Annotated in this window: 18 protein-coding genes and 1 pseudogene; 8 read left to right on the forward strand and 11 right to left on the reverse strand. The window is 52.3% G+C overall.

Translation table 11 applies throughout. The features are described from left to right. The first annotated feature begins 41 nt into the window (after positions 1 to 41). On the forward strand, positions 42 to 410 hold the full coding sequence (locus LLG46_11590) for a tetratricopeptide repeat protein (GenBank protein ID MCE5323942.1): 369 nt from the start codon (positions 42 to 44) through the stop codon (positions 408 to 410). Between the two features lie 61 nt (positions 411 to 471). Here LLG46_11590 and LLG46_11595 read toward each other — a convergent pair whose 3' ends face one another. The 4 genes from LLG46_11595 to LLG46_11610 all read right to left on the reverse strand — a co-directional run bounded on the left by LLG46_11595 (position 472) and on the right by LLG46_11610 (position 5,106). Then, positions 472 to 2,076 (reverse strand): DEAD/DEAH box helicase, encoded by a 1,605-nt coding sequence (locus LLG46_11595; protein ID MCE5323943.1) that lies wholly within the window; start codon positions 2,074 to 2,076, stop codon positions 472 to 474. A gap of 151 nt (positions 2,077 to 2,227) precedes the next feature. After that, entirely contained in the window at positions 2,228 to 3,232 is a 1,005-nt protein-coding gene (locus tag LLG46_11600; GenBank protein ID MCE5323944.1) for a polyprenyl synthetase family protein, read from the reverse strand. A 91-nt stretch (positions 3,233 to 3,323) separates the two neighbouring features. Next, a complete protein-coding gene (gene ubiE / locus LLG46_11605; protein MCE5323945.1) occupies positions 3,324 to 4,034 on the reverse strand; it encodes a bifunctional demethylmenaquinone methyltransferase/2-methoxy-6-polyprenyl-1,4-benzoquinol methylase UbiE in 711 nt (236 codons plus the stop codon). 343 nt (positions 4,035 to 4,377) lie between these two features. Beyond that, entirely contained in the window at positions 4,378 to 5,106 is a 729-nt protein-coding gene (locus LLG46_11610) for a hypothetical protein (protein MCE5323946.1), read from the reverse strand. A gap of 29 nt (positions 5,107 to 5,135) precedes the next feature. Here LLG46_11610 and lnt point away from each other — a divergent pair, with 29 nt between their 5' ends. Next, on the forward strand, positions 5,136 to 6,620 hold the full coding sequence (gene lnt, locus LLG46_11615) for an apolipoprotein N-acyltransferase (protein ID MCE5323947.1): 1,485 nt from the start codon (positions 5,136 to 5,138) through the stop codon (positions 6,618 to 6,620). On the opposite strand, the gene LLG46_11620 is transcribed toward lnt, so the two are convergent. The 5 genes from LLG46_11620 to LLG46_11640 form a co-directional block, all read right to left on the reverse strand. Then, positions 6,613 to 6,801, reverse strand: a complete 189-nt coding sequence (locus tag LLG46_11620; GenBank protein MCE5323948.1) for a hypothetical protein — start codon at positions 6,799 to 6,801, stop codon at positions 6,613 to 6,615. The two genes, lnt and LLG46_11620, sit on opposite strands and share 8 nt — an antisense overlap. A 99-nt stretch (positions 6,802 to 6,900) precedes the next feature. Continuing rightward, positions 6,901 to 7,938 carry an SIS domain-containing protein gene (locus tag LLG46_11625; GenBank protein MCE5323949.1) on the reverse strand — a complete coding sequence of 346 codons (1,038 nt, stop codon included), beginning with the start codon at positions 7,936 to 7,938 and terminating at the stop codon, positions 6,901 to 6,903. Positions 7,939 to 8,033: 95 nt separating this feature from the next. Beyond that, complete coding sequence (locus LLG46_11630; protein MCE5323950.1) at positions 8,034 to 9,203, reverse strand: mannitol-1-phosphate 5-dehydrogenase; 1,170 nt, start codon at positions 9,201 to 9,203, stop codon at positions 8,034 to 8,036. A 38-nt stretch (positions 9,204 to 9,241) separates the two neighbouring features. After that, a complete protein-coding gene (cdd, locus tag LLG46_11635; protein MCE5323951.1) occupies positions 9,242 to 9,643 on the reverse strand; it encodes a cytidine deaminase in 402 nt (133 codons plus the stop codon). 54 nt (positions 9,644 to 9,697) lie between these two features. Beyond that, positions 9,698 to 12,097, reverse strand: coding sequence for an endonuclease MutS2 (locus LLG46_11640; GenBank protein ID MCE5323952.1), 2,400 nt, complete (start codon positions 12,095 to 12,097; stop codon positions 9,698 to 9,700). Positions 12,098 to 12,176: 79 nt separating this feature from the next. Between LLG46_11640 and tkt the strand changes: the two genes are divergently transcribed. After that, complete coding sequence (gene tkt, locus LLG46_11645; GenBank protein ID MCE5323953.1) at positions 12,177 to 14,183, forward strand: transketolase; 2,007 nt, start codon at positions 12,177 to 12,179, stop codon at positions 14,181 to 14,183. 71 nt (positions 14,184 to 14,254) lie between these two features. On the opposite strand, the gene LLG46_11650 is transcribed toward tkt, so the two are convergent. Further along, positions 14,255 to 15,133: an HDOD domain-containing protein gene (locus LLG46_11650; GenBank protein ID MCE5323954.1), complete on the reverse strand. Its 879-nt coding sequence runs from the start codon at positions 15,131 to 15,133 to the stop codon at positions 14,255 to 14,257. Positions 15,134 to 15,464: 331 nt separating this feature from the next. On the opposite strand from LLG46_11650, the gene LLG46_11655 reads away from it, so the two are divergent. The 3 genes and pseudogenes from LLG46_11655 to metW all read left to right on the forward strand — a co-directional run bounded on the left by LLG46_11655 (position 15,465) and on the right by metW (position 18,527). Continuing rightward, positions 15,465 to 16,745, forward strand: coding sequence for an O-acetylhomoserine aminocarboxypropyltransferase/cysteine synthase (locus LLG46_11655; GenBank protein MCE5323955.1), 1,281 nt, complete (start codon positions 15,465 to 15,467; stop codon positions 16,743 to 16,745). Positions 16,746 to 16,771: 26 nt separating this feature from the next. Next, positions 16,772 to 17,863, forward strand: a pseudogene (locus LLG46_11660) (homoserine O-acetyltransferase). 31 nt (positions 17,864 to 17,894) lie between these two features. After that, on the forward strand, positions 17,895 to 18,527 hold the full coding sequence (metW, locus tag LLG46_11665) for a methionine biosynthesis protein MetW (protein MCE5323956.1): 633 nt from the start codon (positions 17,895 to 17,897) through the stop codon (positions 18,525 to 18,527). Between the two features lie 100 nt (positions 18,528 to 18,627). On the opposite strand, the gene LLG46_11670 is transcribed toward metW, so the two are convergent. Continuing rightward, on the reverse strand, positions 18,628 to 19,629 hold the full coding sequence (locus LLG46_11670) for a hypothetical protein (GenBank protein MCE5323957.1): 1,002 nt from the start codon (positions 19,627 to 19,629) through the stop codon (positions 18,628 to 18,630). Positions 19,630 to 19,923: 294 nt separating this feature from the next. Between LLG46_11670 and LLG46_11675 the strand changes: the two genes are divergently transcribed. Both LLG46_11675 and grpE read left to right on the forward strand, forming a co-directional pair. Further along, positions 19,924 to 21,489, forward strand: a complete 1,566-nt coding sequence (locus LLG46_11675; GenBank protein MCE5323958.1) for a TCP-1/cpn60 chaperonin family protein — start codon at positions 19,924 to 19,926, stop codon at positions 21,487 to 21,489. After that, positions 21,486 to 22,043 carry a nucleotide exchange factor GrpE gene (gene grpE / locus LLG46_11680; GenBank protein MCE5323959.1) on the forward strand — a complete coding sequence of 186 codons (558 nt, stop codon included), beginning with the start codon at positions 21,486 to 21,488 and terminating at the stop codon, positions 22,041 to 22,043. Before LLG46_11675 ends, grpE begins: the two co-directional genes overlap by 4 nt. The last annotated feature ends 43 nt before the right edge of the window (positions 22,044 to 22,086 follow it).

A 22,086-nucleotide genomic window follows, 5' to 3' on the forward strand; every position in this document is an offset into this window, starting at 1 on the left:
GATGGCGCATGGCCATTACTACTTACCATTGGTGACCCAAAATGGCGGAAGCAATGGAACACTACATGCTCGGTGTTGATGCATTCAAGGCAGGCAACATCGAGACAGCTATCGAAGAGCTGGAGGCCGCAACTCATCTGGACCACGAAAATCACAAGGCATTTACCTATCTCGGCGTGGCATATGCGTCGCAGGAGCGGTATAATGCCGCGATAGGAGCATTTAAGACTGCAGAGCAGATTGCCCCTGGTGTTGCGAGTATTCATTACAACATAGCTCAGGCATATGAGGCAAGCGGAATATCATCTGAAGCCGAGTATGAATACGAACGGGCGTTGGAGATCGATCCGAACTACACCAAAGCAAGGGAAGCGCTGGACGCACTAAAAAAGCGTCTGCACCACATTTGACGACTAATGCCTAGCCCGGATTATGCGCTTGCTGCATAATCCGGGTCTCTGAGAGCATTATTCACGTTTCTCGTGAATAATGCGGGCTAGTGCGAACCGATGCTGCTGTATTACGTCTCCGACCTTTCGGCTTGCCCTGTTGAACGGGACCGCGTTTGAATTCGGTTAATGTGGTCGGGCGCACAGAGTAGTCGAAGTCATCGAGCTTGCGACGCTCTATCGGTCCGCCGATGGCTTTCTCTATGTCCCAGACAACACCTGCGTCTTCTTTTGTTATCAATGTGATCGCATCGCCTTCACGCTCCGCCCTGCCCGTACGCCCTATCCGATGGATATATGTGTCAGCCGTATCCGGGATATCGTAGTTGATTACATGCGATATGCTGTCCACATCCAGCCCGCGCGCCGCAATATCGGTCGCAACCAGTATCTGGCATCGACCCAGACGAAAATCGTCCAGAGCAGCCTGTCTCTGGTTTTGAGACTTGTTCGAGTGCAGCGCTGATGCTCCGTAACCCGCCCTCACGATCTGCTCAGCCACACGATTTGCGCGATGCTTTGTGCGAGTGAATATCAGCACTGAGTTCATATCGGTCTTGTCGAGTATCTTTAAGACCAGCGAAGTCTTCAAGTGCTGAGGGCACGGATAGAGAGCATGCGCAACGGTTTTCGCGGGGGCACAGATGTCCACATCCACACGCTTTGGATCATTAAGAGTATCCTTGGCAAGTTTTGTAAGCTCAGGCGCAAATGTCGCCGAGAAGAGCATATTCTGACGCTTGCGCGGCAGACGCTTAATAATGCGCTTGATCGAAGGAAGAAAACCCATATCCAGCATTCTGTCCGCTTCATCGAGCACCAGTTTTTCAACACAGGAGAAGTCGGTGTTGCCGCGATCAATATGATCGAGCAGCCTGCCAGGGCAAGCCACAATTACATCAACTCCACCTCGCAGCGCACGCTGCTGAGCAACCATGCTGACACCGCCATAGACAGTTGCACTTTTGATCCCGGCATACTTGCCCAGTTGCTTGAACGACTCGTTTATCTGTTCGGCAAGCTCTCGGGTCGGAGTCAAGACTATGGTCCTCGTGCGCATGGTGTTCACCGGGTTATCGAGAAGATGCTGGAGAATGGGCAGCACAAACGCCGCAGTCTTGCCTGTGCCGGTCTGGGCAGTGCCGATGAGGTCATCTCCGGCCAGAGCAATAGGAATAGCCGCCGCCTGCACAGCCGTGGGAGTTTCATATCCTGCGTCCAGAATGGCATGCTCAATGCGAGTATCGAAATTGAAACGGCTGAAAATCGACTTGGTTTCGGCCTCATGAGCCGGTTTATTCGCCTTGCGCAGCACAAATTTCCTTCGCCTTGGCGTTTCTTTCGCGGCCAGATGCTCTTTGAAGCAGTCGGCGCAATATATTGGCTTATCATCTGATGGCTTGAAGGGGAGAACCGCGTCTTTCCCGCAAATCGAGCATTTGGCGATATGTGTCGAGCAGTCACCTCCACGGCTGTGTCTGCGCCTTGCGGTCCGCATTTCGTGACAATCCGTACATCTTGTCGGCGGGTTAAAGCCGAGTTTGGCGAATTCCTTCTGCTCCTGCACGCTGAACGTGAACTCCTGTCCACAATCGCGGCAGACGCAGAGTTTGTCCTGATATTTCAATCAATATACTCCTGGTCGGTTGTTATACTATTGTATTCGAGGCTTGAAGCGAGTGAACCAGTGGGACCGACTTTTTTCGCGAACAACCAGGCCAGGTGCCAAACCAACGTAACAATGCACATACATTATAGCACAGATTATAAATTGAGGTTTAGACTCTACGTCCGATAACGAACTCAGCCAGTGATCTGAGAGCGCATATGTAATCAGATTCCGGCATATCACTAAGTCCGGCGCATGCACGGGAAACACATTTCTGCGCCGAGGCGTGTGCTTCGTCCACAGCACCGCACTCGACAATCCGGCGAGCAACTACTTTCGCATTCTCCGGCGTAAGAGGCCTTTCGATAAGCAGCGGTTTAACCTCTCCAAACTCCGGTTTATCCCATGCAATCAGCACCGGCAGAGTAAACTTACCATTGACGAGGTCCGAACCCACATCTTTGCCTGTCTCGACAGGGTCACCGACTATATCCAGGATATCGTCAGTGATCTGAAAAGCATGTCCGAGCATCATACCGTATTCTGTAAGGGCTTTGCGCTGTTCATTATCTGCTCCACCCAGTATCGCACCACACTCGCAGCATGCGCGCATAAATGATGCGGTCTTTCCCTGGATTATCTTGTCATAGTTGCGCTGCCACGCCTGTACGCTGCCCTCACTCTGCGCCTGGAGCATCTCGCTTTCCGCCATACCCACTGCCATTGAGGAGAGTGTCCGCAATATTTCGACGTCGCCATTCGCTCCCAGCAGAGAAAATGCCTTCGAGAGCAGAAAGTCACCGCCCAAGACGCTCAGCTTGTTGCCCCAGGTGCTGTTTGCAGTGCTCGTGCCCCTGCGCTCATGCGTCTCGTCGACCACATCATCATGCACCAGTGAAGCCATGTGAACCAGTTCCGTTGCCGCCGCCAGACTTCCGACCCGGTCAATATCGACACCCTTATTGCATGCCAGTGCACTAAGCAGAACAAGTGCCGGTCGTATACGTTTTCCGCCCGCTGAATAGAGATGCATGGAGAGGTCAAACGCCACTGAGACCTCTGACCTTATTGAGGACTCTATGATCCGCTCGACCTGGTCCAACTCAGTCGCGATAGGACTCGTCCACCCGGGATGCAAATTTTCGCTTCTCGAATTCAAAACACGAGCGTTCATCAATGACTCCAAACAAATTCTATGTAATGGCTCAGCAGGAGCTTCGCCCTCCCATTACAACGATAAACCGAAACTCATATACACCATACAATCATGCTTTGACACCAACATGCACACATACAGCGCCGAACATGAGGTCATAATATCTCACATCACACAACCCGCTCGACTCCATGTGTTCGGCCAATTCTTCACGCGACAAAAATGACTTCACGGAATTCGGCAGATACTCATATGCGCTGCGCCTGGCATGGAACAGCGATGCTGTGTACGGTGTCAAACGGTAAAAATACAGTTTCCAAAACGGCCTCAACAGCGGTGAGCGCACATGGCTGATTTCAAGGTTGATTACCCTGCCCCCGGGCTTTACCACCCGCGTCATCTCACCAAGCGCTTTCGACAGGTCCGCCACATTGCGGAGTCCAAAGCCTACCGTTGCACAATCGAATGTATCGTCAGCAAACGGCAGCGCACATGCATTCGCGACAATAAAATCTATATTGCCAAAACCAGCATGTCTAGCCTTATTCTTCGCAATCTCGATCATCGGAGCCGAAAAATCCACACCAACGATATGACCTGACTCCCCTGCCCTGCGGGCAAGCTCGAACGCGAAATCTCCCGTGCCGCAGCAGACATCGAGCGCATTGCCACCCTGCGCCATCCCGGACTTCGAGACAGCAAACCGCCGCCACGCCTTATGACGTGTCAAGCTCAAGACACTGTTGAGCAGATCATACTTGGAAGCAATAGACGAAAAGAGGCTTTCAACGTAAGCCTCTTTGAGATCGTTTTCGCTCATATTATCGCCGCAATGCTCCGTATCATTCAACCGTAGCATTATATCGAAAACGCATATAGTCAGTCAAACCAGATGGGAGAGTTCATTTATCTGGGAATTTTCGGATCAGTAGGAGCTTTGTCCTCCCAATAATGAGCCCGCCGAGCCATATTTGCCCCCACAAAACTGTACTGCTTCAACCAGATTACCCAAAGGGTGAATCCTATTAAGAGTAAGCAAGCTTGTGTCATTCCAGCGAAAGCGGGAATCCAGAGTCCCTGCTTTCATCGTGGTGACGGTTCCTGGATTCCCGGTCAAGCTGGGAATGACACATGGAGCCTCACCATAGTCCTGGGATGCAATCCTACCCCGATGAGACTGTTTGCACTTCAATCTGCCAGGATTCGATATCCAGACCGGAATCCGTCGGGGTGAGGTTCGGTGAGTCCGTGTCATCGCCTGAGAATGTCTGATCCGTAATAGTGGAAATAGTGATGTAATCCTGCCCGGCAGGACCCAGACCGTCTATCTCGCGCCCATTGACAACCTGGCCGGCATTTGTGGGAAGAGCATTTGCGGTGATAAAGTTTATATCCAGCTGTGTAATCTCATCGGCTGGAATGGCGGTCGTCTCGATCTGACTGAAGTCGATCACAAATACAATTGCGGATCCACCATCCTGAAGCTCCGAACTGATCAGAGGCTGTGGAGAGGTGCGGTTCAGGAAATAACTGCCGGAGAGCACGCCATATAGGTAACCGTCCGGATTATCGGCGTCATATTCAATGAACGATGTCATACCGACGCTGTTTTCGGCGTCCTGTGAGGTGACCCAACCGGTGCCGCCATATGGCGAATAAAATGCGCCCAGAGGTCCTGTCGTGGAGTCATTGTCATTATCGATTGCAACAAAATAGTGGTGCACCAGACCCGGATACACCGATTCTGTGGTGCTCACTTCACCGCGAACCCTGAGCGTGATTACCAATTGCCTGCCGGTTGTCACTGCTCCCGTGGGGTACTTTGCACAACCGCTCAGCGTATATATAATAGTAATGCAGATTATGAATGATGCAATATGACGTATATTCATGACCTTATGGAGCAATTATAGCGCAAAGAATGCAAAAACGTAACCTCTTATTAGCAATAATATCCGGCTTTCTCCTTGCCCTGGCAATGCCCAGGCCGGGAATATGGCCTCTGGCATGGGCTGGACTCGCGCCTCTACTTATCGCAGTCCATAAATCCAATACCCGTCAAGCCGCCATCTATGGTTTTGCCGCCGGGCTGGTATACTTCGGCACGATACTTTACTGGATATCCATATTCGGCTATCTGCCATGGGCTCTGGTCACCATAATAGAGTCGGTATTTTTCGCCGTATTCTCAGCTATGGCTGCCAGGTTTGCACCTTCGAGAAAAGGTCCGTTGGGATACATCCTTGTGCCTGCAGCATGGACTGCTGTGCAGTGGCTGCGCTCACTGGGCGCATATGCATTCACTTGGGGCAGCTTTGCGCACACTCAAGCAGCAAGTCATACAGTCATCCAGCTCGCCTCGTTGGCCGGACCCTGGCTCATAGACTTTCTGGTCTGCCTGGTCAATGTGTCTCTGGCTGAATTCATAGTTTCTAAATCTAAGAGACGAGCAGGCGCAGCCGCGATTGCACTTATTTGTATACTGACGGTCTGGACTGTCGGCAGCGCCATAATACGCACGGAGCCCCGAATGCGCCCAAGCACCAAAGTCGCTATAATCCAGGGCAATGTCGATCAAGACGTTGTGCCGAACATAGACTATCTCGCCAACACATATGTCACATACTCTACCATGAGCGCCAAGGCCGTCGATGAGGGCGCGCAGATTATAGTATGGCCTGAGACCACTTTGCCTACACCGATAACCGATTATACCTGGGGTGGCATCCTTTCAGGACTAGCGAAGAAGAGCAATGCGACCTATATCATAGGCGCATATGCCCCTTCGTCCGACCCACACAATCCACTCTACTATAACAGCGCCTTGTGCTACGGACCCGGCGGCGAAAACCTGGGAACATATCACAAGGTGAGGCTGGTGCCGTTCGGTGAGTTCGTGCCGTTGAGAGATTATCTGCCGTTCTTGAGCAGCTATGGCATCCGTGACCAGGACGTCCTGCCCGGCGAGTCACATAACCTGATACAGACCAATATCGGTAAGATCGGGATAAGCATCTGTTTCGAGTCGCTGTTTGCCGATATATCTCGAAATGAGACGAAAAACGGTGCACGTGCACTGTTCGTCATCACTAATGATGCATGGTTCGAGCACACGTCAGCCGCTCAGGGACATTTGATGATGTCTCAACTCAGAGCAGTCGAGAACAGGCGCTATATCGTGCGGGGCGCTGCAACAGGCATATCAGCCATCATTGATCCATACGGACGGATGCAAGCCGACCTCGGTATATTCAAACAGGGGATGGTTTCAGGTAAGATCCAGCCGCTGGATATGCTCACGCCATACACACGCTCAGGTGACTGGCCGGCATATCTCTGTGCTCTCATCAGCCTGGTCATGGTCACCACGGAGTTTCGCAGGAAGCGCAGCAAACAGTCTAGCTGATATCGCTCTGCCGCATCACCGAGTCTGGAAAGTGTACTTTCAGAGGTGACGGCGATTCATCTTCACTATCTATGTCTGCCACCATCTCATCAGTTCGTTTGGACAGCATCAAAGCGCTGTATATGGAAATACCTGTCAGAAGCACCAGCCCACTCAACAACACGACAGCAATCGTCGCCATTGCAACAACCTCCCTACCCGCCTGCTTAAAGCATTGTAGATGTTTTTCCCAAAACAGGCAGATTGTGAAACTGCTGGACCGGCGCTTCTGACGTGTTTTCTACATAGTGAGTGTCACTTTGCTCAGCCCTCGCGGCCTGTCCGGATCATATCCCTTCGCATTAGCCAGATAGTATGCAAGCATCTGACTGGGCAATATATATAGCAGCGGGCTGAGTTCTTCCTCGATTTGTACAGGAATTTTGAACTGCCGTGTCGCCATCTGCAGAATGTCGTCTTCACTACTGATAACAACCATCTCCGCCTTGCGGTCTTTAAGACGTGCGGCTATATCCTTCATACCGTCAAACGTCTTGCCTGGAGGAGCGATGAGGAAACATGCCTCATTCTCATGCACAGCCGCGATCGGTCCATGAAGGAAATCCGCCGCCGAATAGCCCAGCATTCCGACATAACATGTCTCGGCCAGCTTCAGCGACGCTTCCAGCGCCGTGCAATAATTGAACCCGCGCGCAATCACATATCCGTCTTGCATATATCTGTAGCGCTCTGCATGATCGCTTATATAGTCCTCAATCGTCAGCACCTGTCGCATGGCGTCCGCACAGACATGCAGTCGATCCATACAGGAGCTGTCACCACATAGAGCAGCGCTCAGCAGGTATAGCACCGCAAGTGTGGATGTGTATGTCTTGGTTGCGGCCACACCCAGTTCTTTACCGGCATGGCAAAGCAGAGTATGATCGGCGATCTGGGTCAACTTCGAGCCCGGCTCGTTTGTAATCGACAATGTGAGAGCGCCCATCTTGCGGGACTCCTCAAGGTATTCGGCGACATCGGTGGCTTCACCAGATTGAGATATACCGATGACCAGTGCCCTGTCCAGTTTCATTTTCGCCTGATATAGAGTGAATGCGGAGCAGTCAGCCAACGCAACGGGTATCCCGTTGTTAATTTCGATGAGGTATTTGCCGTATATGGCGGCATGGTCTGACGTGCCGCGTGCGGCAATCAGGATAAGATCGATTCCCCTTTGCTTTATTTCCGCAGCCAGATTGCTTGCTGCGCCACGCTCTTCGTTGGCCAGTTTGCTGACCACATCCGGCTGAGCATGGATTTCTTCGAGCATGTAAGACATAACAGAACCCCTCTATTTATTTGAGTCGAAAAGTTGGAAAGTCGCAAAGCCAAAAAGTCGAAAATCATGCATTCACTTTTTGACTTCGTCACTCCTCAACTTTTTGACTTGAAATCGTTGTATTGTCTGATAACCTCTTTTGTAATTTGCGAGTCTTCCGGCAGTTTGCTTATCTCATTGAGCGCACCTGCCACTCCCCGCTCTTTCAATATCTGCTGCACTTTCGGCGCTGTGGGGTCGGTCGGCAAATCGAATAGAAGCGCTGCGGCTATCGCCCTGCTCATATGCTCGGGAAAGAATCCGCACTCCTCAACCAGCTTTGCTCCGCCCACGAGCCGATCATTGGGACCGAGCTTGCGCATAGGGTCTCCCCCAACCCTGGCGACCTGGTCGCCAAGTGCAGCATTCGCGAACCTGCTGAGCAAGTCGTCTACATGCGCCTGATGAGCCACCGGGTCCAGACTATGTTTCTTTACCAGTGCCCTGCCGGTCTCTTCCATAGCAGCACGAACCTCTTTGGCTATCTGCTCATCATCCATAGCCTGCCAGACATACTTATACCCCTTCATATAACCCAGATAGGCTGCAGTCGCGTGACCCGCATTATGCGCGTAGAGCTTGCGGTCCACAAAACTCTGGAAGTTGCCCGCTGGTTCGATGTTTGCTATATCGAACCACTCACCCTTGATGGCGGCCTTTGATATCGGCAAATGCTTATATGGCTCGACAATCACCAACAGAGGATCCTCACGCTTCTGCTCGGCGCTCATAACCGGCACCATCCGCCCGACCACACTCTCCACAAACCCTATCTTATCCTCCAGGTATGCATGGTACTCCTGGGCAAGAGCCTTTTTCACTTCACCCTTGAGGAATGGACCCATATTCTGAAGGTTCTCGCATATGATTATATTGATCGGTTTCTCGACACCGGCTTCGGCACGCGCTTTGACTCCGGCAGCTATAGTCGGAGCGATCTTGGGCAGCACATTTACGCCAACGGCTGTGCACATCAAATCTGCTGTCTTGATTTCTTCGGCCACTGCCGGTATATCCAGTCCGCTCACTGCACGGACATTTTCAATAGTAACCGTCCATGGCTTCTCGCATGCCATTCTGATCGGATATGAACGACACTGGTTAATCAAATCCACCAGTTCCTGCACCACATCAACAAACACTACCTCGAACCCGGACTCACTGAATAATTGCCCCGCGAAACCTCGTCCGATATTACCTGCTCCGAACTGAACTGCCTTTCTCACAACAACCACCTGATTTGATATTTAGTATTTTTGATTGATTATTGCCTGAGATTGAACGGCTTAGGCAAATAATCCCCCAGACCAAAGACATCGTATTCCAGATTCAAATTCCCTGAAATGATCTCGGCCGGATTATCCTTATCACTGAATTCCGCAATCACCTGCAGGCACGCCCCACATGGCCGCGCAAAACCATCTCCATCGGTCACAATCGCGACTGCCTTAATATGCCTCTCGCCCTCGGATACTGCTTTTTGGACGGCTACACGTTCAGCACACATACTCAGTCCATACGATGCATTCTCTACATTGCATCCCGTATAAACCTTGCCCGAGCCGCACAATACTGCAGCGCCCACTTTGAATCCCGAGTATGGCGCATATGCACTCTTACGAGCATCTCTTGCCGCTATTAGTAAACCCTGTATATTTTTATGCATTTGACATAACAACCAAGCAAATACTCAATATAAAGTACTCAATACTAAATTCGTTTATCTTTTCATCTCCGCAACAGTGACCCCCGAACCGCCCTCTTCCTGCTCACCGAGTCGGAACGAGTTCACACCTTTATGCGATTTCAGATACTGCCATACGGCCTGTCTCATCTGGCCGGTCCCCTTGCCATGAACTATGCGGACGGATATAACCCCAGCCGCCATAGCGTCGTCCATATATTTATCCAGTTCGATCAGCGCAGGCTCGACGCGCATGCCCCTCAGATGAATCTCAGCATGAAAATCACGAGCCTTTTGCAGACTTATGCTCTCCTGCAGCCTCTGCGGGCGCACATCCTCAACCTGATGCGCTCGTGGCTTGCGAAGTGATGATATCGACACACTCACACGCATAGCGCCTATCAAAACCACGACCTTGCCCGCCTCCGGCGGCTCCACAATCTCGCCATCCTGGTTTATGCCGGCAATTCCTACGCGCATGCCGGGCGAAAGTGTCGTTCCCTTCTCGAGCTTTTCTTCCTTATGCTCGGCAACCTCGACGCGCTTGACCGTCTGCTCATCCAGTTGATCTATCAGCTTTTCTGCTTTTTTCTTGAGGTCCTGTGCGCGCTTGGTGTCGGCCTTCTGTGCGGCAAGCTGTTCGAGTGTATTTTCGAGTTTCCGAGAATAGGCCTCGATAATGCTCTCGGCACGCTGCTTTGTCTTTGTCTCGACTCGGCTCTTTATGCTCTCGATCCCGCCGAGTTGCTGCTCATAGCGCTTTCGCAAAATCTCAGCATCCCGCGCATGGCGCTCAGCGGCTTTCCTCTGCTCCGCGGCGGCCTTATGGCTCTCCTCGATCTGGCGAATAAGCTCTTCAGATGCCTGCTGGTGATTGCCGAGGCTCTCTTTCGCGGCATCAATTATCGTTTTGTCCAACCCGAGTCGTCCGGCTATGGCAAAAGCATTGCTGCTGCCCGGAATGCCTATCATCAACCTGTATGTGGGCCGCAGGCTCTCAGGGTCGAACTCGACGCATGCATTTTCCACGCCATCACGCAGATATGCGTATTCCTTAAGCTCACCGTAGTGTGTGGTTGCAACAATGCGTGAACCCTGCTGCATCAGATAATCTACAATCGACTTTGCGAGCGCAGCACCCTCGGCAGGATCGGTCCCCGCCCCAACTTCGTCCATCAACACCATGGTGTTTTTGTTGGAGCCATTCGTGATGCGCACGATATTGTTCATGTGCGATGAGAATGTCGACAGAGACTGCTCAATGCTCTGCTCATCGCCTATGTCGGCATAAACATTTTCAAATATCGCAAGCTCGGTGCCGGGTTCAGCCGGTACATGCATCCCGCTCGCGGCCATAAGGGTCAGCAAGCCGACAGTCTTCAATGCAACCGTTTTGCCGCCGGTGTTTGGACCGGTAATCAGCAGCGCATTAAAATCCTTGCCCAGGCTCATATCTATCGGGACGACATCGCCCTCCAGCAGCGGATGGCGCGCAGACATAAGCTCGATCATGCCGGTATCGTTCAAAAACGGAGAGGTCGCTCTCTGCTCGATACTGAGCTTGGCTCTGGCAGCGATGCCGTCGATTATGCCCACCACGTTGAGCATCGCCAGAATTTGGCCGCTCTTTTCGCCGACCAGCGCAGTCAGTCCCGCAAGCACTTTTTCGACCTCTTCACGCTCTTTGACGGCAAGCTGTTTGCGCTTGTTTCCAAGTTCGACCACAGCCGCAGGCTCTATGAAAAGTGTCGCGCCGGATGCGCTGGCGTCATGGACTATACCCGGGAATTGGCCTCTGTGATCGGCCTTGATCGGGATGCAGTAGCGGTCACTGCGGATAGTGATGACCGGCTCCTGAATGATCGTCTTATATGAGCTGCCCTGCAGATATGAGTTCATCTTCTCAGTCAGGCGTGATTGAACCGTGCGCAGTTCTGATCGCACACGACCTAACGCGGCGCTTGCCGAATCCAGCACATCTCCGCTCTGGGCAATCGAACTTGTGATGGCATTTTCTATTGGCGCGAAGAACTCTATTTCGCTGCCGAGTTCACCCAAAATTGGGTATTTATCGCTCAACTTGCGTAAAAATGTGCCTAGACGCTTTGTGCCATGCAATGTGTTGAGGATAGCGAGCAGATCGGTCGGCTGCAACAGCGCTTCGACCGCCGCTCGCTCTACATAACCCCTTACGTCCTCGATTCCACCGAACGGAATATTGCCCTCATATTGAAGTATTGCGCGGGCTTCACTGGTCTCCTGCTGCTTGCGCACGGCAATATCCAGATGGGTGGTCGGGTACGAAAGACCGGCGACCTCCCGTCCCAGGGCGCAGGCCGCCTGACTCTGCAGTTTCGCTATTATTTTTTCGAACTCAAGTACTTTGAGTGTATGCTGCTCCATTTTTCCAAAAATATTATAGCACTTTTCACTCATTGCCTCCATCGACACATCGGCCAATAAACGCTACAATATATTATGAGGTTTAGACAACAAAATACCCTGGAGTGAATTCATGTCGCAAGCAATTACAGATGCGAGACTTGACGATCTCGCTGTAAACACCATTAAGTTCCTGGCAGTAGACGGCATTGAAAAGGCAAAGAGCGGTCACCCTGGTCTGCCGATGGGTGCGGCTGATTATGCTTACGTGCTGTGGACAAAATTTCTGCGTTATAACCCCAAGGACCCCAGATGGCCGAACAGAGACAGGTTCGTCCTCTCCGGCGGTCATGGATCGATGCTGCTGTATTCTCTGCTTCATCTGGCAGGGTTTGACATCCCGTATGAAGAGCTGCAGAACTTCAGACAGTGGGGCAGCATCACGCCTGGTCACCCCGAGTTCGACCTTGACAGAGGTATCGAGACGACTACAGGACCTCTGGGTCAGGGCATAGCAAACGCCGTGGGTATGGGAATGGCCGCAAGCAGGTTGTCGGCAATATTCAACAAGCCCGGCTATGATGTGATCGACCATTTGATCTATGTGATCCTCGGTGACGGCGACATGATGGAAGGCATCAGCCATGAGGCGTGCAGCCTGGCGGGTCATCTTGGCCTGGGCAACATCATCGCGATATATGATGACAACCAGATATGCATCGAGGGCGATACATGCCTGACATATTCAGATGATGTAAAGAAGCGTTTCGAGTCCTACGGCTGGCACGTGCAGATGATAGACGGACACGACAGAACCGCAGCGTTCGATGCTCTCAAGAATGCCAAGGCCGAAACCGATAAGCCCAGCCTGATAGTGGCACGGACCAAGATCGGCAACGGCGCTCCCAACAAGTGCGGGACAGCATCGGCTCATGGCGAACCGCTGGGTCCTGATGAAGCTAAGGCCGCCAAAGAATGTGCCGGATGGCCTATCGACAAGCCGTTCTATATCCCCGATGAAGTAAAGGGACTCTTCGCCTCTCGCGCCAAGGAGCTTTTGCCCAATTATGACGCATGGCAGAGCATGTTCAAAAAATACCAGCAGGAATTTCCTGAACTCGCCGCTCTCTGGAACAGGATGATGAGCAAAGATATTCCGGCAGACCTTGCGGACCAGTTACTTGCCAAACTCGACTGCGAAAAGCCGACTGCCACCAGAGCATCGTCAGGCACGACCATACAAGAACTCGTAAAACTTGTTCCGTCGCTGTGGGGCGGCTCAGCAGATCTGTGCCCCAGTAACAAGACGGATGTCAAGGGCGGCGGAGACTACTCAAAAGAAAACCCGCTCGGCAAAAATATCCACTTCGGGGTCCGCGAGCACGCGATGGGATCAGCGATGAATGGAATGGCCGTATACGGAGGCGTAATCCCCTATGGCGGCACTTTCCTGGTCTTTTGCGACTATATGCGCCCGACCATCCGCCTGGCCGCTCTAATGAAGCAGCAGGTGATTTACGTGTTCACTCACGACAGTATATTTGTCGGTGAGGACGGTCCGACCCATGAGCCTATCGAGCAGATCGCCTCAATGAGGATGATCCCCAATGTCACAGTGATCAGACCGGCAGACACAGCCGAGACCGCAATGGCATGGACGTGGGCGCTTGAGCACAGAGATGGTCCGACAGTTTTGGCTCTGACCAGGCAAAACCTCAGCCCGGTAAATGACGACCCGGCGAAAGCCAAGCAGCTTGCAAAAGGCGCATACGTCGTGCGCGATGCCGACAAGGTCGATGTAATGCTGATTGCTACCGGATCCGAGGTCGGCACAGCTATTGGCGCAGCCGATATACTTGCCGCAAAAGGTATCAAGTCTCGAGTGGTGTCGATGCCGTCTATGGAGATATTCAAGTCTCAGGACAAGGCTTATCAGGACAGCGTGATTCCGCCGTCGATCAAAAAGCGCGTGGTTGTCGAAGCCGGAATACCGTTCGGCTGGGACAAATATGCGGGCGACGAAGGTATAATCATCGGCATGGACAGATTCGGAGCATCCGCGCCGTATAAAGTGCTCGCCGAGAAATTCGGTTTCACGCCGGAATCCGTGGCGGCAAAGACCGAAGAATATCTGAAGTAGTCTTCAATTAAAAATCCCTCCAGGCATGCTCTCTGGAGGGATTTTATGTATTTATCTGCAACGCAACAGACTTATGCTGCCTGTTTCTGACATGGCATCCTGTCAGCCCAGGAGAGAAGCTCCCCGCACTGTTTGAGCCTGTCGCGCACCTGATCCACAACGAGGTTAACATCCCCTGCAGACATCCCTGCTGCTTCTGCAATACTGCCCAAACTGATATCGACCGGCACTCCCACAAGATAGTTTCTGCCCAATCTCTTTGCAAGCATATTGGCAGCCTGGACGACCCTTGCAAGGTCTTCATGCTCACAAGCATCCTCAGGCATATGATGATATGCGATACCTGCGCTTATCTTCTCAGGAAAATCCCACTGCTGAGCGAGGTCATAGCCTATCTTTGAGTGGTTTGTGCTCAGATAGTTGTTCTCGGCACGCACCATCTCGAAGTTATATTCTCTGCAGGCTTCGACTATCTGCATAAAACGATTTGGAAGAGCACGGGCTATTATGAGCTTGCCTATGTCATGCAGAAGTCCGGCAAGAAAAGCTGATTCGTTGCCTTCCTGGGAACTCCTGCCGACGCAGTTATATATACACTCCGCCGCCACAGCGCACGTCACGGAATGGGTCCACATATCCTGCCAGTTAAACCCAACAAACAGTCTCTTCGGAAACAACGCCTCAACTACGGATGCAGAAGCGGCAAGATTCCTTACTGACGCAAATCCCAGTGTCACAACAGCTTCGGTGACTGTTTCAGCTTTCGTACGTCTGCCGAAATATGCCGAGTTGGCCAGGCGCAGCACTTTCGTGGCTAAAGACTGATCAAACATTACAACTCTAGAAAGCTGTTCAGATGTAGCGTCCGGAGTGTTTGTAACTTGTATGATACGTGCCAGAGTGGCTGGCATACTGGGCAGGTCTATTCTTTTTGAAGAACGGCCGAACATTTATGCCTCCTGCGGTTTCTTTATGGATATCAAATCCTCTGATATCCATTTGTATTTTTCCTCAGTTTTGATGAATTCTGTATACCTGATTTGCCATTACTTGTAAGCCTGTCTATATAGATGGAGAGACATCACGGGATTGCGAGTGAGTTCAGCTATCCGGGATTTTTCGGCTCAGCAGGAGCTTTGCCATCCCAGTAATGATCTTGCCGGGATGGCGAGGTTCCCACCGAGCCATATTTGCTCTCGAACTGAACTGCTTCGGGATTGCAAGTCACCCGCAAAAGTGGTATGCTCTCAAATAGATCGGCTGGAGGATTACACACGAATCATGTCAGACAACTACTCATTCGACACAAACGCACTGCACGCAGGCCACGAGGTCGACCCGACCGGCTCACGTGCTGTACCGATCTACCAGACAACATCATACGTATTCAAAGACACTGAACATGCCGCCGATCTCTTTGCGCTGGACAAACCGGGATTCATATATACAAGGCTTCAGAACCCGACTCTGGACGTGCTCGAAAAGCGCGTAGCCTCCCTTGAAGGCGGAGTTGGCGCACTGTCGACCGCGTCCGGCCAGGCAGCGGAGACACTGGCCGTTGTCAATATCGCAAAAGCGGGAGACGACATAGTCTCATCGGCTGCCCTATACGGCGGCACATATACTCTTTTTAACACCACTCTCCGCAGACTTGGGATAAACACCATATTCGTCGATGCCACTGACCCAGAAAACTTCCGCAGGGCGCTCACGCCCAAGACGAAGTTGTTATATGTGGAGACGCTCGGCAATCCGAAGCTGGATGTAGTCGATATCCAGGCGATAGCAAATATAGCCCATGAGGCAGGCATTCCGCTCATTATCGATAACACAGTCGCAACGCCGTATCTGTGCAGACCCATTGAGTGGGGAGCCGATATCGTGATCCATTCGCTGACCAAATGGATGGGCGGACATGGCTCGTCACTGGGCGGGATCATAGTAGATTCGGGCGAATTCGACTGGACAAACGGCAACTTCCCGGATCTGGTCGATCCAGACCCGAGCTATCATGGGCTGTCGTTTACAAAGTCATTCGGCGATGCGGCATATATAGCCCGTGCACGTGTCAGCGCAATGAGAGACCTTGGTCCGACGTTGAGTCCGTTCAACGCATTTCTGATATTGCAGGGAATCGAGACTCTCTCGCTGCGTATGGACAGGCACAGCTCGAATGCTCTAGCGGTTGCGAAATTCCTTGAGGGTCATGCAGCAGTCGGATGGGTCAATTATCCAGGGCTTGCGAGTCATCCCGGCCATAAGCTGGTCGGCAAATATCTGCCTAAGGGCTGCAGCAGCCTGATCGGCTTCGGGATAAAAGGCGGGTTTGAGGCTGGTGTCAAGTTCATAAACTCAGTAAAGCTACTTTCGCATTTGGCCAATATAGGTGACAGCCGTTCGCTGGTGATTCATCCTGCCAGCACGACTCATCAGCAGCTATCCACAGATGAGCGCGAGGCTGCAGGCGTGACTGACGATTTTATTCGCCTATCAATCGGCATCGAGGACATCAACGATATCATTGCAGACATCGATCAGGCTCTGGAGGCGTCACAGAGGTGATTACCAGTGAACCCGGGTCGGTCGGGATAGTCGATACGCAATATTTCACATTCGCTGAGCCGCCGAACGAGCTGGACCTCGAGTGCGGTCGCAAACTCGGACCCATAACGCTCGCCTATGAGACCTACGGCAACCTGAACGCCGACAAGAGCAATTGCATACTGATCTGTCACGCACTAACAGGCGACTCTCATGCCGCCGGCACGCACGCCGGTGAAGAAAAGTCACTCGGCTGGTGGGACAATATGATCGGACCTGGCAAGGCGTTCGACACGACAAAGTATTTTGTCGTCTGCTCAAATATAATCGGCGGATGCAAGGGCAGCACCGGTCCCAGGTCTATCGACCCAAAGACAGGTAAGCCATATGCGCTCAACTTCCCGATGGTGACGATACCAGACATGGTCCATGCGCAAAAAGCCCTCATAGACCACCTCGGGATCAAGCAGCTTATGTGTGTGGTCGGCGGAAGTATGGGCGGCATGCAAGTGCTCCAATGGGCTGTAACCTACCCAGACATGGTTCGCATGGCGATACCCATTGCGACCACCGCGAGGCTCTCGCCCCAGGCAATTGCGTTCGATGCAGTGGGCAGGCAGGCGATCATGGTCGACCCAAACTGGAACGAAGGCAACTATTACGATAGCGACACCCCAAGCGGCGGCTTGAGCATTGCGCGAATGATCGGGCATATAACCTATCTATCCGACAAGTCCATGACATCTAAATTCGGGCGAAATTTGCAGGACAAAGACAACCCCGAATATGATTTCGTGACTGAGTTTCAAGTGGAGAGTTATCTCAACTATAAAGGCGACTCATTCGTCAAGCGCTTCGACGCGAATTCGTATTTGTATATAACCAAGGCAATGGACTATTTCGACCTCTCGCAGCCCAGCGGTGAACTGCGAAAGAGCCTTGCCGGTGTGAAATCGGCTTTTCTGGTCGTATCGTTCTCATCCGACTGGCTGTTTCCGTCGTATATGTCCAAGGAGATCGTGGCAGCCTTGAGGCGAAACAACGTGGATGTCAGCTATGCAGAGATTCAGTCGGATTATGGGCACGATGCGTTCCTGTTGGAAGTGGATGCGCTCAGCCGCCTGATCGAGAGTTTCCTTGAATATGCCGACCCCATGAATGGACATGATGATGAGTTCTGAAATATCGACAACCGGCCGCGAGTATAATCTTCAGCCCGAGCTGAAACATATAGTGGACATGGTCAAGCCAGGAAGCCGCGTGCTCGACCTCGGCTGTGGTGAAGGCGATCTGCTCAAAGCCCTGCAGATTCAAAAACGCGCGCGTGTGCAGGGAATCGAACTATCGGACACCGCCATTCAGGAGTGCATCACAAAGGGCTTGTTCGTCTATCATGGCGACCTTGACGAGGGTCTGGCCGACTTCAACGACCAGAGCATGGACTATGTGATCCTCACAAACACCATTCAGGTGTTGCACAGGCCGGACTTTCTGATACAGGAAGCCGCCAGAGTCGGCAGACACTGCATCATATCGATCCCGAACTTCGGGTATTGGAGGGTGCGCTTCCAACTGTTGTTGAAAGGGACCATGCCCCGGACCAGCCGACTGCCGTATGACTGGTATGACTCGCCCAACATCCACCTAACCACAATCGCCGACTTCAGACGGTTTTGCAGAGAACATGATCTTGCCATCGTCCATGAGACGAACCTCGTGATCGGCGAAAACAAATGCGACCCTGTCCGGTTCGCTCCAAATATACTTTCCGACTACGGCATATTCCTGCTCAAACAAAAATAGTTTGATGGACTGATGGTTTGATGGTCGGGTATCAGTAAGTATGCGAAAGACCTGCATGACCATCACACTATCAAACTCTCAAACCATCCTACCATCAAACCTATCTCGTCGTGCTCGGATAGATAATCAAAAACCCCCTGACTTCAGGCACAAGTCCGTCGTCCGGCTCGATGACGGGTATTCTCCAACCAAAACCGACCGTCACCGTATTCATGACCTTCACGCGAAAACTTGGGGCTACATATAAGGTGGTCCCGTGAAGTGTGGTCCCGGCCAGTGCGGGCTGTTCCACACCCGGCGGAGGCGCATTGGGATAGCTGTCGTCACCCTGCACCTGAAGAATGGCGCTGGCAGATATCGCCGCATATCTTGCTATGCCGTATGTCCCCGTAGCCGCGCCGATAAATATATTGCCAATCTTGACATCCTCATCACCCTTGGTATAAAACTTGCCCGCCGCCAGAGCCTCGTATGACAGTCTCTCCTGAGTCTTGCTGTATGCAAGGGCAAGATATCCATTCCATGTGCCGCTCGACGGCTGCCAACTCAGCGGATATCTTTGAGGATAGCCGGTGTAATATCCGTTCGTGACCGAGTTACTCTGATCAAAGACACCATTGTCTTTACCGGTGGGCAGTTCCATACCGAAAGTGACCACAGCCCTCTCACTTCCCCTGCCCCTCCAGAGCAATCTTTTGCCCAACATTGTGATTCCTCCGACTGTAGTGTTGGTGGCAGTTGCGGGCTGGCCTCCAATCTCGCCGGTTATGGCGCTCCTTTGGACAGGTATCGACAGCACCGCCCCCCAGTCCTTTGAAAAGCCGTGCAGCGCGCCGATTCGTGTAACGGTGAACCTGGCGTTGAGATTGGGCTGAACATTTTCACCGTTCAGATTTGCTTTTTTAGCCTCATATACGAGACTGTCAAAATCGGGGATTGTTTCTCCCGGTTCAGGTATCGTGGTGCCCATACCGGCAAGTGGAAAGTTATACAGATTGTCGATAAACACCGGCGGTGATTGAAGGAATCCACGGTCCTCGTCGCCATAACACGCGCAAAATGCAGCCATCAGAACTATGGTCGAGATAACGGTCAGTCTCAAAATTTCACCCCCATGAACTCACTGAAACGGCTATAGCACGCATTATTCACAAGAAATGTGAACAATGCTCTCGGAGACCCGTATTATGCGCCTCCCTCATAATACGGGATAGTATACCCACCCTGCTCTTTATAGAGAGTTCAGTTATATGAAAATTTTCGGGTCAGAAGGAGTTTTGTTCTCCCAATAATGGGCTTGCCGGGAAGGCGAGGCTCCCGCCGAGCCATATTTGCTCCCGCAAACCGAACTGTTTCGCTCTTTACTTTGACTCGTCATGCGTGCAATAATAAACATATGGCTAACAACATCAGACAGACAAACAGTCCAAATGAAGCAGACGAGCGAGTATCCGCTCTGGTCACAAACGCTGCTGCCGTGAGCGCGCTGGCATCGGCAGTGGAAGGCACACTGGGACCCAAAGGGCTGGACTGTATGCTCGTAGATAAGTTTGGGGATGTGACCGTCACGAACGACGGCGCCACGATCCTCGACAAGATAGATACCAACCATCCCGCCGCGCAGATGCTGATAAAGGCTGCACGCGCACAGGAAAATGAGATAGGCGATGGCACGACCACGACAGCAATCCTGGCGTGTGCATTGATCTCCGAAGGGCTGGCGAATGTCCAGAAGGGCGTTCCGGTGACCAAGGTGATCGAGGGCATGCGTTTTGGCGTAAAGGCTGCTCTCGACTTTATCAAGCATCAGGCGGCACAGAATTCAGCCGATAAGCATCTGACACAGGTGGCGCTGGTTGCCGCGCGAGGCAATGAGGACATTGCGGGCTTGATCGTGGAGGCGGCGCGCCTCGTGGGTAATGAGAAGCTCAAAGACCCAGGTTACTGCCTTGCAGACGCGATAGTCGCCAAGGAATATGCTCAAAACGAAGTCTTCACGGGCGTGATTTTGGATAAACAGCGCCTGAGCAGGCAGATGCCTCGAAGCATTGAAAATGCCAAAGTGTTCATAATCGACGACGCGCTTGAGCCGGGTCAGGTTGAGGACGATGCGCTTGCGACAGAGTCCGGCTTTGCGAGATATATGGCTCTCCAGGACGAGTTCAGGCGCGATGTCGAAAAAATTGTCGGGTTGGGAGTCACATTCATCGCGGCATCAAAGGCAATCGATCCTGTGGCGGAAGAAGTTCTCACAGACACCGGCGTGCTGGCAGTCAGACGGCTGTCATCACGGGATATTGCCAGGTTGGTAGAACTCACCGGCGCACGCACACTCAAGCGCTCAGGTCTTGCAAAGGACCCAGCCGAACTGCAAGGTTTCCTCGGCACCTGCGATAGGGTATACGAGGATGAACGGCTCGACCATATCAGAGTGCTCGGAGGCAAAGGTCATGGCATGCCCACTGTGATTGTCGGAGCATCGACACGTGAGGTCAAAGACGAACGCGAAAGGATAGCCAGAGACGCCGCTGGAGCCGTACAGTCGGCCGTGAAGACCGGCGTGGTGGCCGGCGGTGGAGCGATCGAGATAGGCGCTGCAAAGCATATACTCTCGCTCAAAGAAAAGGCTCATGGCATGGCGTCATACGGCATCGACGCAGTTTCGGCTGCGTTGAAACGGCCGCTGAGCCAGATCGTTGCGAATGCCGGTTTCAACCCTCTGGAGAAGGTCGAGGAGGTTCTGTCAGCGCAGAGTAAAGCAGACGACTGTTCGCTTGCAATAGACTGCGACACAGGTGAGGTATGCAATATGACCAAGTGCGGCGTAGTCGATCCGGCAGGTGTGAAATTATATGCTCTGAGCACGGCAGCCGAAGTTGCAGAGGCCATCCTTAGGATAAACACAATCATCAGAAAGCGGGAGGAGTCTGCCGCCCCCGCAAAGTCATCGGAGTTGATATGAAGCAGCACAAAGAAAATACAACACATAAGGTCCCAATCGACCCGGATGAACAAGAAGTCGTATCGAACGAAGAAGTCGTCTCGGACATGCAGATTCTGCAAGAAGAGATAGAGAAACTGCAAAATGACGTCCAGGAAGCGCATGATAAATATATCAGAGCACTTGCGGATTTCGATAATTACCGCAAACGCCAGCGCGAGGAGACCGCCCGCTCGTGCGATTTTGCTCGAATAGAAGTAATAAGCACCCTGCTGCCTATAATCGACAATTTCGAGCGGTCTGTGCAGGCCGCCGAAGAGAATCACAGCTACGATGCTTTGGTGGAAGGCGTGTCGCTTACTCTGCGTCAGCTTCATGATATGCTCACCAAACAGGGCGTAGAACCTATTGAGTCTGTGGGTCAGGAGTTCAATCCCGAGCTGCACGAGGCGCTGATGAGAGTGGACACGGACGATTACCCCGAAAACACAATAGTCGACGAGCTTGAGAAGGGCTATACGCTCAACGGAAAGGTGCTGCGCCCTGCCCGCGTGCGAGTGGCTATGTCCGATTAATTACAAACAAAAACGGCTCACCCCGATATATCGAGATGAGCCG

The organism is bacterium, from assembly GCA_021371935.1.
Lineage (GTDB): Bacteria > Armatimonadota > UBA5829 > UBA5829 > UBA5829 > UBA5829.

Bases quoted from the DNA above. Each gene is read 5' to 3' on its own strand.
- LLG46_11590 (MCE5323942.1), top strand. From the start codon at position 42: ATGGCGGAAGCAATGGAACACTACATGCTCGGTGTTGATGCATTCAAG.
- LLG46_11600 (MCE5323944.1), bottom strand. From the start codon at position 3,232: ATGAACGCTCGTGTTTTGAATTCGAGAAGCGAAAATTTGCATCCCGGG.
- ubiE (MCE5323945.1), bottom strand. From the start codon at position 4,034: ATGAGCGAAAACGATCTCAAAGAGGCTTACGTTGAAAGCCTCTTTTCG.
- LLG46_11610 (MCE5323946.1), bottom strand. From the start codon at position 5,106: ATGAATATACGTCATATTGCATCATTCATAATCTGCATTACTATTATA.
- lnt (MCE5323947.1), top strand. From the start codon at position 5,136: ATGCAAAAACGTAACCTCTTATTAGCAATAATATCCGGCTTTCTCCTT.
- LLG46_11620 (MCE5323948.1), bottom strand. From the start codon at position 6,801: ATGGCGACGATTGCTGTCGTGTTGTTGAGTGGGCTGGTGCTTCTGACA.
- LLG46_11625 (MCE5323949.1), bottom strand. From the start codon at position 7,938: ATGTCTTACATGCTCGAAGAAATCCATGCTCAGCCGGATGTGGTCAGC.
- cdd (MCE5323951.1), bottom strand. From the start codon at position 9,643: ATGCATAAAAATATACAGGGTTTACTAATAGCGGCAAGAGATGCTCGT.
- LLG46_11640 (MCE5323952.1), bottom strand. From the start codon at position 12,097: ATGAGTGAAAAGTGCTATAATATTTTTGGAAAAATGGAGCAGCATACA.
- tkt (MCE5323953.1), top strand. From the start codon at position 12,177: ATGTCGCAAGCAATTACAGATGCGAGACTTGACGATCTCGCTGTAAAC.
- LLG46_11650 (MCE5323954.1), bottom strand. From the start codon at position 15,133: ATGTTCGGCCGTTCTTCAAAAAGAATAGACCTGCCCAGTATGCCAGCC.
- LLG46_11655 (MCE5323955.1), top strand. From the start codon at position 15,465: ATGTCAGACAACTACTCATTCGACACAAACGCACTGCACGCAGGCCAC.
- metW (MCE5323956.1), top strand. From the start codon at position 17,895: ATGAGTTCTGAAATATCGACAACCGGCCGCGAGTATAATCTTCAGCCC.
- LLG46_11675 (MCE5323958.1), top strand. From the start codon at position 19,924: ATGGCTAACAACATCAGACAGACAAACAGTCCAAATGAAGCAGACGAG.
- grpE (MCE5323959.1), top strand. From the start codon at position 21,486: ATGAAGCAGCACAAAGAAAATACAACACATAAGGTCCCAATCGACCCG.